Origin of the sequence: Bacillus cihuensis (assembly GCF_000504145.1) — a bacterium.
In the GTDB taxonomy this organism is placed as follows: domain Bacteria; phylum Bacillota; class Bacilli; order Bacillales; family DSM-1321; genus Peribacillus; species Peribacillus huizhouensis.
In genome coordinates this window covers 143,688-156,252 of sequence record NZ_KI632495.1, presented here as the reverse complement: position 1 = coordinate 156,252, position 12,565 = coordinate 143,688, and the positions used below count along the sequence as shown (strand labels likewise).

12 protein-coding genes are annotated in these 12,565 nt (G+C 37.5%); 1 reads left to right on the top strand and 11 read right to left on the bottom strand.

Annotation, left to right across the window (positions count from 1 at the left end; genetic code table 11):
* The first annotated feature begins 137 nt into the window (after positions 1–137).
* The gene (locus V179_RS0106525; protein ID WP_028390771.1) at positions 138–320 is read left to right on the top strand and encodes a hypothetical protein; all 183 of its coding nucleotides are present in this window, start codon (positions 138–140) and stop codon (positions 318–320) included.
* A gap of 1,056 nt (positions 321–1,376) precedes the next feature.
* On the opposite strand, the gene nadE is transcribed toward V179_RS0106525, so the two are convergent.
* The 11 genes from nadE to V179_RS0106460 all read right to left on the bottom strand — a co-directional run bounded on the left by nadE (position 1,377) and on the right by V179_RS0106460 (position 12,379).
* Positions 1,377–2,207, bottom strand: a complete 831-nt coding sequence (nadE, locus tag V179_RS0106510) for an ammonia-dependent NAD(+) synthetase (protein WP_028390769.1) — start codon at positions 2,205–2,207, stop codon at positions 1,377–1,379.
* 26 nt (positions 2,208–2,233) lie between these two features.
* Positions 2,234–3,706: a nicotinate phosphoribosyltransferase gene (locus tag V179_RS0106505; protein ID WP_028390768.1), complete on the bottom strand. Its 1,473-nt coding sequence runs from the start codon at positions 3,704–3,706 to the stop codon at positions 2,234–2,236.
* Positions 3,707–3,896: 190 nt separating this feature from the next.
* The gene (locus V179_RS0106500; protein WP_028390767.1) at positions 3,897–4,448 is read right to left on the bottom strand and encodes a cysteine hydrolase family protein; all 552 of its coding nucleotides are present in this window, start codon (positions 4,446–4,448) and stop codon (positions 3,897–3,899) included.
* A gap of 176 nt (positions 4,449–4,624) precedes the next feature.
* Complete coding sequence (locus V179_RS0106495; RefSeq protein WP_034300843.1) at positions 4,625–6,154, bottom strand: acyl-CoA carboxylase subunit beta; 1,530 nt, start codon at positions 6,152–6,154, stop codon at positions 4,625–4,627.
* Positions 6,155–6,168: 14 nt separating this feature from the next.
* Positions 6,169–6,948: an enoyl-CoA hydratase gene (locus V179_RS0106490; protein WP_028390765.1), complete on the bottom strand. Its 780-nt coding sequence runs from the start codon at positions 6,946–6,948 to the stop codon at positions 6,169–6,171.
* Positions 6,949–6,973: 25 nt separating this feature from the next.
* Complete coding sequence (locus V179_RS0106485) at positions 6,974–7,879, bottom strand: hydroxymethylglutaryl-CoA lyase (RefSeq protein WP_028390764.1); 906 nt, start codon at positions 7,877–7,879, stop codon at positions 6,974–6,976.
* Positions 7,876–8,088: an acetyl-CoA carboxylase biotin carboxyl carrier protein subunit gene (locus V179_RS0106480; RefSeq protein WP_028390763.1), complete on the bottom strand. Its 213-nt coding sequence runs from the start codon at positions 8,086–8,088 to the stop codon at positions 7,876–7,878. The genes V179_RS0106485 and V179_RS0106480 overlap by 4 nt, the downstream gene beginning before the upstream one ends.
* A gap of 11 nt (positions 8,089–8,099) precedes the next feature.
* Positions 8,100–9,455: an acetyl-CoA carboxylase biotin carboxylase subunit gene (locus tag V179_RS0106475; protein ID WP_028390762.1), complete on the bottom strand. Its 1,356-nt coding sequence runs from the start codon at positions 9,453–9,455 to the stop codon at positions 8,100–8,102.
* A gap of 78 nt (positions 9,456–9,533) precedes the next feature.
* The gene (locus tag V179_RS0106470) at positions 9,534–10,676 is read right to left on the bottom strand and encodes an acyl-CoA dehydrogenase family protein (protein ID WP_028390761.1); all 1,143 of its coding nucleotides are present in this window, start codon (positions 10,674–10,676) and stop codon (positions 9,534–9,536) included.
* A 103-nt stretch (positions 10,677–10,779) separates the two neighbouring features.
* Positions 10,780–11,418 carry a TetR/AcrR family transcriptional regulator gene (locus tag V179_RS0106465; RefSeq protein ID WP_028390760.1) on the bottom strand — a complete coding sequence of 213 codons (639 nt, stop codon included), beginning with the start codon at positions 11,416–11,418 and terminating at the stop codon, positions 10,780–10,782.
* Positions 11,419–11,620: 202 nt separating this feature from the next.
* Positions 11,621–12,379 carry a hypothetical protein gene (locus V179_RS0106460; protein WP_028390759.1) on the bottom strand — a complete coding sequence of 253 codons (759 nt, stop codon included), beginning with the start codon at positions 12,377–12,379 and terminating at the stop codon, positions 11,621–11,623.
* Positions 12,380–12,565: the final 186 nt, after the last annotated feature.

Here is a 12,565-nt window from a genome sequence, read left to right as displayed (position 1 = left end):
ATTGTTCAAAGTATATACTTGCACCTAACTCTATCAATCGAGACGACGTCCTTTCTGTAAGACATATGTTAAAGTTATCATAAAAACAATTAGCCACATTAATAGAACAGGTTCTCGGTTAATTTAGGGTGATAAATATGAAGTTGTTTAAATTAATTGAAGATTATCGCACTATGTACAAAAAAGGTACTAAATTCTTTGTAATTTCCGAATCGGAATTCATTGGAGCGAAAAGCTATGTACTGCAATCTGAAGATATGAGAGGTAAGATCGTAGTCTCTGAGGAAGAATTGAGAAAAAAATTTATGTCTTTAAATTAAATGAATTTTGATTTATTAGCAGTTTATGATACTTATTACAATCTTCCGCTATACTGCCTTCACCTTTTGACATCATAAAATTCTCCTCCCTTTCTTCAGATTCAGCTATATTTGCCATATATAAATTAGTTTTTTCTGTTTATATAAATAGACAAGGTATGTTAGATTCGTAATTCTAAAATACCTTGTCCATATTAACATATTAAAATAGCCGGACAAATTTGGAAATTCCGAATATACCCAAGTCAGTATTCGATACTAATACAAATCGATTAGACAATAAACAAATTGATGCTGTAATGAGAGATTGACCAGCACTTAAATCGCAGGGTTTAGCGCTTCCGATCACTGTAGCTTCTACAATTCTAGGTGTTAAAGGTGTTAACAGATTTCTTTGCCAAAGTATAGTCACTACATCAGGGCGTCTAGGAGTAATACCAGACATTTAATTCACCTCTTTCTAAATGGTTAATATAATTAATGCTAATTCGGACAGCTTGGCTCATACATTTATCATGCTGTATTAAAAAAAGGCGAATTTTGTACCACTCCCTTCAAAACACCAAAAAAACACAATCTAGCTTGCAGGTATGCGTAATAAAACAGGCAATCTATCTCGAATAAGAAGGCAGATCTACAATACAATTTTATAGATTATTCCACGAGATGTAGTCTAACCTACCATTTACTAGGAGTGCTGTTTAAGTTAACTTAAAGTGAAACTTCAATCTATGGGGGTTTTCTTCATCCACCACTAATTGTTAGTTGAACCAATTGGGGGTTTACTGCCCGTTAATGCGGAATAAACTGGGGAAATACTACCGTTATAGGTTTGTTACAATTTCCCAGGGAAAAATACATCCTAGAAATGTTAATTGACATAATATTTGAAATAGGTGTAGTAACTATTTAAACTTGATAAACTTCAAGATACATTTGGAATTTTGGAGAGGAAACAACACGGGAAGAATGTAATCATATTCCTGTTTGGCTTCTAAAACATTCAAGATTAAAATAGAAAAAAAGTTTGCCCTTATTGCAAGAGCAAACTTTTTTCTATTTCCACCACGTATCATAAACCGTTATCGCATGATTTCGTTTATGTTCCGTTTTCTGATACCAGCCTTCGATTTTTTCAGCCGTAACTTCTTTGATTTCCTTGCCCTCAAGGTAGTCATCAATGTCCTCATAAGTAACACCTAGAGCTACTTCGTCTGGAAGTTGTGGCTTGTCATCTTCTAAATCTGCTGTTGGTATTTTTTTATATAAACGTTCTGGAGCGTTCAGATATTTTAGAATCTCTCTTCCTTGTCTCTTATTTAAGCGATAAAGTGGGATTAAATCTGCTGCCCCATCCCCATGCTTAGTATAGAAACCAGTTACTGCTTCTGCCGCATGATCGGTACCCAAGACAATGCCACTATAAATTCCAGCTATATCGTATTGAGCTTTCATTCTTTCACGTGCTTTAACATTTCCTTTTAAGAAATTGTTCAGCTTCTCGCCTGTGCCGTCTTCTACAGCTTTAACTGAAGCATCGACTGCTGCTTTAATATTAATCGTAACCGTCTTACTTGGCTGAATAAATTGTAATGCTAATTGACGGTCATCTTCGTCAACTTGGACACCATATGGCAGACTGACAGCGATAAATTGATACTCTTCCTTACCTAATTCTTCATTCAATTCATTCACTGCTGTTTGAGCCATATAGCCACATAAAGTGGAATCTTGCCCACCTGATATCCCTAAGACAAGACTTTTTAGAAATGAATACTTTTCGAGATAATTTTTGAGTAAATCGACACTTTTTCTAAATTCTTCTTTTGGATCAATCGTAGGCTGTACTAATAATTTTTTCACAATTTCTTTCTGTAAAGGACGCATAGTCTCCTAAACCTCTCTTCCGGAGTTCATCTAGCCCGTAGCATTTCTTTTACTTTAGTTGTCGCTTCCTGAATGTTCTTCATCTTATTGTCCCAGCAGGCTTGACTTAAATCAACTGGGTATTCTTCAGGATTAAGTGCACGTAAATATTCAGGCCATAGAACAGATAAATTCTCTTTCGAAAATGCCCTTATTTGTTCAATATGCGGCAATTCATAAACAAGTTGACCACTAATAAAAATATCTTCATGTAAATCAACTGCGATGAAATCAGTGACGAACTTGCTTAAAAATGTGTGAACAGGATGAAAAAGCTTTAATTTCTCCTCAGTTTGAGGATTCTCGTTTTCCATAGCGATATAATCGCCTTCTGAATGTAAGTTTATAGAATTGATAATACGATAGACACGCTTTAACCCAGGAGTTGAAACTTTTTCTGGATTTGAAGAAATTTTAATCGTATCGATCATATTCCCGCTTTCACCTTCAATTGAAACCATTTTGTATACGGCTCCTAAAGCTGGTTGGTCAAAAGCTGTAATAAGTTTTGTTCCTATTCCCCACATATCTATCTTTGCACCTTGTTGCTTCAAATTAATGATTGTGTATTCATCTAGATCATTTGAAGCAACAATTTTCACATCAGGATATCCTGCTTCATCAAGCATTTTTCGTGCTTCTTTTGATAAATAAGCTAAGTCGCCACTATCTAATCGAACGCCAATAAAATTAATTTGATCGCCAAGTTCGTTTGCAACCTTAATCGCATTAGGAATACCAGAACGAAGTGTATCGTACGTATCAACTAAAAATACACAATCTTTATGTGATGTTGCATATTTATAAAAGGCAGTATATTCATCCTTGTAAGCCTGAATCATAGAATGGGCATGAGTTCCTGAAACAGGAATACCAAACACCTTTCCTGCCCGCACATTGCTTGTTGAATCAAAGCCAGCTAAATAGGAGGCCCTTGCACCCCATAAAGCCGCATCCATCTCTTGAGCCCGTCTTGTACCGAATTCCATCGCCACTTCATCGCCAATTACTTGTTTAATTCGAGAAGCCTTCGTCGCAACTAGCGTTTGATAATTTATTATATTTAGTATTGCAGTTTCAATAATCTGAGCTTGCCCAAGTGGAGCCTCTACGCGCAAAATCGGCTCATTTGCGAATACAAGCTCTCCTTCCTTCATACAACGAATATGTCCGGTAAACTTCATATTTGCTAAATAAGCAAGGAAGTCTTCTGCATATCCGATTTCAGTTCGTAAATATTCAATATCAGAGTCTGAAAACCGAAAATTCTCAATATAATGAACAACCTTCTCAAGACCTGCAAAAATCGCATAGCCACTATTAAAGGGAAGCTTTCTAAAATAGACTTCAAATACGGCCATTTTATTGTGAATATTGTCTTCCCAATAGGTTTGCGCCATATTGATTTGGTATAGATCTGTATGAAGTGTATAGCTATCGTCCAAATATGTATTCCCCATAAAAATATCCTCCCGCAGAGTAACTCTAATACTTGTAAGTACTGTCCCCTGCTACGACGGAGAAAATCCCCCTTTTTTAAGAACAACCAACATTCTTTGACGAAGCATACCATCATCCATGTCGTCAAAATATCCACAGACTTATTCGAAATAAGGTGTGGTTAGGTTTTCTATTCCTATTTATTTTTAATTAGAGCAATTTAGCTCCTAGTGAATTTTTAAAATGGCGTAAAGCCCATTCATGCCCTGCTTGATCAAATGATGCTACTGCATCTTGGTAGATCGAGATTGAAAATCCTTGATTGTACGCATCTACAGCTGTATGCAATACACAAATATCTGTACAAACACCTACAAGATAGACATCTGTAATACCCTGTTCTCGTAATTTGATACTAAGATCTGTTCCGGCAAATGCTGAATACCTCGTTTTATCCATATAATGAACATTTGCTTTATTCTTATTCGCTTCATATATATTTTGTAATGAACCAAACAAATCTCTTCCTATTGTACCTCTAATATTGTGAGGTGGAAATAGATTCGATTCTGGATGATATTGGTCATTTTTTTCATGAATATCAATGGCAAAAAAGACCTCATCACCCTGATTAATAAACTCTTTCGTTATATTTACGATTCTGTCTTCCAATTCCTGGCCGGACTTACCACAAGTTAACGCACCATCATCGGTGACAAAATCATTTGTATAATCAATATTAATTAAGGCTCTTTTTCCCATTACCTCACTCCCCAAAAAACATAATTATTATTATACTATACTCCTTACACATGTTTTTCAATAACTTTAGCCGCATTCATGCCTAATATAAGGCTTAACAATCGGAATTGGCCGAATGAAACAAAAAATGAGGCTGCCTAGAAAAAGAATTAGGTCAGGCCTCATAACTACGATATTTAGACTGGGTACACCCCATGTTTTCTCTGTGTAAATGAAAGTTGTTTACTGCTATATGTTGCAAACCTAAGAATTAGTTCTGATCGGAGTTGATTAGGCTGGACGATTTCATCGACAATCATTTCTGACGCAAGCCGATATATATCGATATCTTTGCGATATTCTTCACGCTTTAATTCGATAAATGTCGCTCGCTCCTCTTCAGGTAATGCATGTATTTTATTTGCATAGACAGCATTGACCGCTGCTTCCGGACCCATGACAGCAATGGAAGCACTAGGCAACGCCAAACAGCAATCTGGTTCGAAAGCTGGACCAGCCATTGCATATAGCCCAGCACCATATGCTTTTCTGACAACTACCGAAATCTTCGGCACCGTCGCCTCACTCATTGCCGAAATCATTTTAGCACCATGACGAATAATCCCCGCTCTTTCCACTTTCGTACCAATCATGAATCCTGGAATATCAGCTAGAAATAAAAGTGGAATGTTAAAGGCATCACATAAGGTAATAAATTTGGCTGCTTTATCAGCAGAATCATGGAATAAAACTCCACCCTTTACTTTTGGTTGATTGGCGATAATGCCGACTGATTGGCCACCTATTCTTGCCATCCCTGTAATAAGTTCAGCAGCAAATAATTTTTTAATTTCACAAAAGGAGCCCTCATCAATGAGCTGGTCAATTAAATCGTACATATTAAATGGGGCATTTTGGTTGGCCGGAATCAGTTCTTCAAGTGTCTTTTGTGATTTTTTCGGTAGGCGTATTTCAGCTACAGGGGGCTTTTTCATGAAATTCCCAGGGAAGTAAGACAAATAACGCCGAGCAAATTCAATTGATTCCTGCTCGGTATTCACAAGCACATCACCACATCCGGAAACACTACAATGCATGCGTGCGCCGCCCATTTCTTCTTCGCTCACTTTTTCACCGATAACCATTTCGGCCATTCTTGGGGAGCCGAGATACATCGATGCATTTCCATCTACCATTACAACAATATCACAAAAGGCAGGAATATACGCACCACCAGCCGCAGAAGGTCCAAAAAGTAAGCATATTTGCGGGACTTTGCCAGACAGTTTTACTTGATTATAAAAAATCCGCCCCGCTCCCCTTCTTCCAGGAAACATGTCTACTTGGTCTGTAATACGTGCTCCTGCAGAGTCAACTAAATATAGTAGTGGGACATTTAATTTCTCTGCAGTTTCTTGGATACGGATGATTTTTTCAACCGTTCTAGCTCCCCAAGAGCCGGCTTTAACTGTAGAATCATTAGCCATTACACATACGGTTCGACCATCGATTTTTCCAATCCCAGTAACGACTCCATCAGCAGGTAGACCATCACTTTCACAGTTTGCAAAAAACGCATCTTCGATCTCCATGTCGTCATCAAACAATAAACGTAGTCTATCGCGAACAAAAAGTTTTCCTTTTTCCATGTTTTTCTCATGGTATTTTTGTAAGCCGCCTTTTTTAATATGCTCTGTAGATTGCTGTAATTTGTCTACTATTGACATACATGTAGCTCCTTTCATTTTCCGGTGAACACAGGACGTCTTTTTTCTTTGAAAGCTTGAAGCCCTTCCAAGCGGTCTTTTGATTCAATAATCGTGTCATAACAATTTCTTTCAACTTCCAACCCTCTTGCTAGATCCGAATCCATCCCTTCATTGATCGCTTTTTTTGCCGCTCTTAGACTTAGCGGAGCATTTCGTGAGATTTCACAAGCGAGTTCATATGCTATATTCATGAGTTGATCAGCTTCGGTTATCTTATTTACCAGCCCCAACTTCAGGGCTTCCTCGGCATCGATTCTTTTAGCAGTGAAAATAAGTTCTTTGGCTATAGAAACGCCAACAATTCGAGGTAGACGCTGTGTTCCACCTGCTCCTGGGATAATCCCTAATGATGTTTCAGTTAAGCCCATTTTCGCTGTAGTCGAAGCAAGCCTGATATCACACGCTAAAGCTAGCTCCAATCCTCCTCCAAAAGCAGCACCGTTTATCGCTGCAATAACGGGTACCGGCAGATTTTGAATAGCATCCATCGTACAACGGATTAATTCGACTGTCCTCCTTACCTGATCCCCATCCATCCCGATTCTTTCTTTCAAATCGGCTCCAGCACAAAAATTAATACCAGCACCTGTAATGACTACACAACGTACCGTTCTATTACTTTTTAATGAATCTAACACATTATTAAACTCTTCCAAAAGTTTGAATGATAATGCATTGGCTGAATTTGGACGATTTAACGTTAGAACAGTTACATCTTTTTTCGTATTTGTGATTTCGATCAGATTAGTCATTACATCCACCGCAACTCATCACTTTTCATCCTTTCGAATCAGAATACATAGCCATTCTATGACTTGGTAGTGTTTTGTTTAGTTTTTCCTGAACAAATAAAGCTGAATCTACTAGTGCTTCTTGATTCACACCTGTATGGATGAGCATTTTATCAAACATGTAAACCAAATCATCTGTGGCTACATTTCCACTAGCACCTGGCGCATAAGGACATCCACCCAGCCCTCCAAGAGACGAGTCAAAGGTTGTGATGCCATAATCAAGCGCCTTCACAATATTGGCAAGCGCCATTCCCCTCGTGTCATGAAAATGCATGGCTAAACTCTGTGGTTGATATAGTTTAAGCGCCTGAATTAAAAAATTCTCTACCTGCCTTGGGGAAGCAACACCGATTGTATCACCTAACGATATTTCACTAATCCCCATTGTAAATAGCTTTTCACATATATTTAGGACTTGATTGTAATCAACCTCCCCCTCATATGGGCATCCAAATACCGTTGAAATATAGCCTCGAACTGTTTTTCCTTCAGCTATTGCCTCAGCTATTACTTCTTGTAATACAGGAAATGTCTCTGAAATGGTTTTATTTATGTTTTGTTTATTATGTGTTTCACTTGCTGAGATAAAAACGGATACTTCATCAACTGAACAAGCAATCGCTTTTTCAAGTCCTTTCATGTTTGGGACAAGAGCCGCATAAGTGACCAATGGATTTTTCTTGATATTTCGAGCGACTTCTACTGCATCTGCAAGCTGCGGGATCCATTTTGGGTGAACAAATGAAGTCACTTCAAGATAAGTAAGTCCTGTGAATGATAATTGATTAATCCACTCAATTTTGTCAGCTGTAGATAAAATCTGTTTTTCATTTTGCAAACCATCCCGTGGTCCAACTTCCTTAATCGTTACGCTTTTGGGCCAATTCATTCTATAATCGCCAGGACATCGCCTTCATTTACAAAATCGCCTTCCGTTATATATATCTGCTTTATCTTGCCCGATGTTACTGCTTCAAGTGGTATTTCCATTTTCATCGATTCAAGAATGATCACTTCTTGTCCTCTGCTTACGGTGTCTCCTTCAGATACAACTATTTTCCAAACACTTCCTGCCATACTTGCGACTACATCTGACATATAGATTCCTCCTAAATAGTAGTGCTATTATTCTTTATATACCTGTCGATAAAATCTGTAGTCGTTTCACCTTGTTTGTATTTCTCATGGACTGCTATTTCTTTTAATAATGGTAGATTCGTCTTAATACCTTCCACTTTGTAAAGATCTAAGGCTTCAATTAAGCGTTGAATGGCTTGTGATCGTGTACTCCCTTTTACAATCAATTTTGCTATCATCGGATCATAAAAATGAGACACAATAGAGCGATTATCAACAGCTAACTCATGACGAATATATTCCTTCTGTGGCACTTTTAACGCGGTAATTTTTCCTGGTGAAGGTAAAAATGTAATAGGGTCCTCGGCATAGATGCGAACTTCAATACTATGACCGTCTCTATTAATCTCTGCTTGTGTAAATGCTAATTTTTCTCCTTGAGCAATCCTAATCTGCTGTTCAACAAGATCCAGACCCGTTATTTCTTCGGTAACAGGGTGTTCAACTTGTAGCCGAGTATTCATTTCTAAAAAGTAATAATTTTTATCACTATCAACGAGAAATTCGAATGTACCAGCATTGTAATAGCCAATCGCTTCAACAGCTTTTACTACTGCGTTTCCCATTGCTTTTCTCATTTCATCATCAAGAAAAGGTGACGGAGCTTCTTCAAAAACCTTCTGGTGCCTTCTTTGGATCGAGCATTCTCTTTCCCATAAATAAACACCATGACCAAATGAATCTGCAAGCACTTGAATTTCGATATGTCTTGGCTTTTCAATCAATTTTTCAATGAACATCTCACCATTCCCAAAAAACATAAGTGCGCGCTTTTGATTACCTTCGTATATTTTCAATAATTCCGCTTCACTATTCGCCACCTGCATGCCGATACCACCCCCGCCAGCTGCTGCTTTTAACATGACAGGGTATCCAATCCTTTTCGCTTCCACAACAGCTTCTTTGCTGTCGACAAGCGGACGTGACAAACCTGGAACTACAGGCAGACCACATAATTCCATCAATTTACGTGCGGCGACTTTATTGCCCATTTTCTCAATTACATCCGGATGAGGACCGATGAAAATTAAATCTTCTTTGGCACATTTCCGTGCAAAATTAGCATCTTCACTTAAAAAACCATAACCGGGATGAACAGCATTACAATTTGTCAGTTTAGCAATTTCAAAGATTTTCGTTGCATTTAAGTAGCTTTCATTAACTCGAGGCCCACCTAGTAGATAGGCTTCATCCGCTTCAGACACATATGGGGCGTCTTTGTCGGCTTCCGAATAAACAGCTACAGAAGCAATTCCCATTTTCCTGCAAGTTCGAATGATTCTTGAAGCAATTTCACCCCGATTTGCAATTAGAATTTTTTTTATCATCGTAATCCTCCAGATGAAGACGATTTTAGTTAAACTCGTTTATTTTTTTAGGATTTTTTATATTTCTGTATATGGTCATTAACAGCCAAGCTGCCTGGCAATCACCAATCTCTGAATCTCAGAAGTTCCTTCACCAATTTCAAGCAGCTTTGCATCACGTAAATATCGCTCAACTTCATATTCACGCATATACCCTGAGCCACCATGAATTTGGATTGCTTGATTGCTCGCGCGGAATGCGGTTTCTGTCGCAAACAATTTGGCATATGCGGATTCTTTTGTAAACGGTTGCATTTTATCTTTAAGCCATGCTGCTTTGAATACCATATTGCGTGCTAATTCAATTTCCATGGCCATATCAGCTAATTTAAATTGAATCGCTTGGAACTTTGAAATTGATTGACCGAATTGAATACGTTCTTTTGAATAGTTAAGTGCCCGATCAAATGCCGCTTGTGCGATACCGACTGCAAGAGCCGCAATGGAAATTCTTCCGCCATCTAGCGTATGCAAAAATTGTTTAAATCCCTTTTCTGCATCACCAAGCAAATTTTCTTTTGGAACTCTGACATTGTCTAGAACAATTGCACAAGTGTTCGAAGCTCTAACTCCCATTTTTTCATAGTTGCATGTAATCGATACTCCTAACGTATCTGTTGGCACAATAAAAGCTGAAATAATATTCTTTCCTCGGCTGTCTTTCCCAGTAACAGCTGTAATTGTGACGGTTCTTGAATAGCCAGCGTTAGTAATCCAGCATTTTTCACCATTAATCACATACTCGTCACCTTCGAGTATAGCAGTCGTTTTCGTTCCTCCTGCATCAGAACCAGCATTAGGCTCCGTTAATCCAAAGGCTGCTAACGTTTTTCCTTGAGCTAACGGAACGAGATATTTTTGTTTCTGTTCTTCTGTACCAAAGTAATAGATTGGACTTGATCCGAGTGAAACAGCTGCTGCATAGCTTAACCCAGTCCCAGCGCAAGCCTTGCCAATTTCTTCAACAGCAATGGCATATGAAATCATATCACCGTCTGAACCGCCATATTGTTCCGGAAACGGCAGACCTAATAAACCTAGTTCGCCCATTTTTTTGAAAGCAGCTTCAGCAAATCGAGAGTTTTCATCAAGCTCAATCGCTATAGGCTTGATTTCCTTTTCTGCAAATTCTCTAACCATTTTTTTTATCATCTGCTGCTCTTTCGATAATTCAAAATCCATAATTTTCCCCCTTTTAGATTAGAATATCAAGAACCCTAGAGCTAAGACCGACTAGTTGGTCTGTTTAACATAAAATTAACTTTTTTATCATGTAACACCTAATTCAAGTACCAGTAGGTAAACGGTTATGAAGGAAGTATGACTGAAATTCTGGATTTTGTTTCGCTTTTTCTGTCAGAAGAGATTGAAGAATAAAGTCGACATACATATCAGCAATTTCTTCAATCGTTTTCTCGCCATCCTTTTTGTACCATTTGTACGACCAATTAATCATGCCGATAATCGACATTCCAATTATACTGACTGAAATTTCAGGTCTAAATTCACCTAAATCGATTCCTTCTTGAATCACCGCAAATATTAGATCTCGATATGTCTGCCGCTTTTGCTTAATGGTTTCTTCATATTTTGGTTTTAAATACGTACTTTCCTGATAAAAAACTGAGATATGTGCTTTGTAGAGGTCAAATACAGTAACAAAGGATTTGATAATTTTTTGTAGTTTGTCTGTGGGGTATGTACTAGATACAATTGCTTTTTCTGCATTTGTTAATACATATGAAATAAAATAGTCATGAATGACAAAAAGAAGCTCATCTTTAGATTGAAAATGGTGATAGAATCCTCCCTTACTAGTACCGCTTGCCTTAACAATCTGGTTTACAGATACACCGTGAAAACCATGTTTTTCAAAGAGGAATAGTGATGTGTTAATAATTTGTTCTTTTAATTCCGTAGCCATCCCCTCCTACTTTTTTAATGTAAAAATACTCTCATTTTTACTGTTCAATCTTTTGAAATTATCCGGTCAAGTTTATTTTATCAGAAAATTATGAATTGTCAATTTTCAATAAACTTATTACTTGATTACTGTGTTATCGAGACGATTGCTTGAAACTGGAATTTTCAGCAAAAATGGGGGAGTACTCCCCCACGATTTCACTTTAATCGTTCAGTAATGGTTTGATTTTTGCTTTAGCGAACTTCCATTCCCCTTTTTTATAAGTCCATTTTGATTCAATAAGCGCAATACCATCCATTTGATCTATTCCACTTACTAACTGAATTCCAACTAGCCCTTTACCATTTCCGATAAATTTTGCAGGTTTTAAAGTAGAAAAACCATCAACCAAAAGTTCTGTCGCTTCATTCAAAATACCATTTGAATAGATGCCTAATTTCTCATAGTCTACTTTACGATCAGTTAAATCGATGACCACTGGCTTTTTCCCAGTTATGGTAAGCTGCGCCTGATAATTATCTAGAAACTGAGCTGTGATTGGTACGGTTTTTGGAACTGGTATTTCATTTATCATGTGATCCTTAAAACCGAATAGAAAGGAATTCAATATTCCGCTACTTCGACTAGTTTCTGTTGTTATTAACACTTCTTTAACACCATCATTATTCACATCAATAAATTGAACGGTTGGCTTATAACCACTAGCAAGCGGTAATTTAAACTTTTTCTCTCCTGTATCGACATACAATGTTATTTCCTTTAAAAATTCAGCATCTTCTTCGTATTTAAGACCTTTAACCACCAATCGATCCTTGATACTATCACCAGTGATATCTTGTTTTTCTATATCGAAAATCGTTTCGTTTGATATGCCATGGTCCTGTGCTGAAACTGCTTGGTACGTAAAAAAAACGGCTAGTAGAAAGATTAAATATTTCAACATATTTGTTTTCATATTCATGTAAACACCTTCCGAATTTTTTATTAAATCTTTATTACCTCTCTTAACCATTTCATTCATCGATTGATATTTCTCTCAGCAAAGAAGTTCTCATCCCCATTACTGGTTAGGTCCACTTTACTTACGCTAATACTCTCCCTAATCTGCAGAAAAGAGTTTTACTACAAAACTTGGAAAAAGAGGCGA

Coding starts and splice junctions, on each gene's coding strand:
- V179_RS0106465 (WP_028390760.1), bottom strand. CDS start 11,418: ATGGCTACGGAATTAAAAGAACAAATTATTAACACATCACTATTCCTC.
- V179_RS0106490 (WP_028390765.1), bottom strand. CDS start 6,948: ATGACTAATCTGATCGAAATCACAAATACGAAAAAAGATGTAACTGTT.
- V179_RS0106480 (WP_028390763.1), bottom strand. CDS start 8,088: ATGTCAGATGTAGTCGCAAGTATGGCAGGAAGTGTTTGGAAAATAGTT.
- V179_RS0106525 (WP_028390771.1), top strand. CDS start 138: ATGAAGTTGTTTAAATTAATTGAAGATTATCGCACTATGTACAAAAAA.
- V179_RS0106505 (WP_028390768.1), bottom strand. CDS start 3,706: ATGGGGAATACATATTTGGACGATAGCTATACACTTCATACAGATCTA.
- nadE (WP_028390769.1), bottom strand. CDS start 2,207: ATGCGTCCTTTACAGAAAGAAATTGTGAAAAAATTATTAGTACAGCCT.
- V179_RS0106485 (WP_028390764.1), bottom strand. CDS start 7,879: ATGAATTGGCCCAAAAGCGTAACGATTAAGGAAGTTGGACCACGGGAT.
- V179_RS0106500 (WP_028390767.1), bottom strand. CDS start 4,448: ATGGGAAAAAGAGCCTTAATTAATATTGATTATACAAATGATTTTGTC.
- V179_RS0106470 (WP_028390761.1), bottom strand. CDS start 10,676: ATGGATTTTGAATTATCGAAAGAGCAGCAGATGATAAAAAAAATGGTT.
- V179_RS0106460 (WP_028390759.1), bottom strand. CDS start 12,379: ATGAATATGAAAACAAATATGTTGAAATATTTAATCTTTCTACTAGCC.
- V179_RS0106475 (WP_028390762.1), bottom strand. CDS start 9,455: ATGATAAAAAAAATTCTAATTGCAAATCGGGGTGAAATTGCTTCAAGA.
- V179_RS0106495 (WP_034300843.1), bottom strand. CDS start 6,154: ATGTCAATAGTAGACAAATTACAGCAATCTACAGAGCATATTAAAAAA.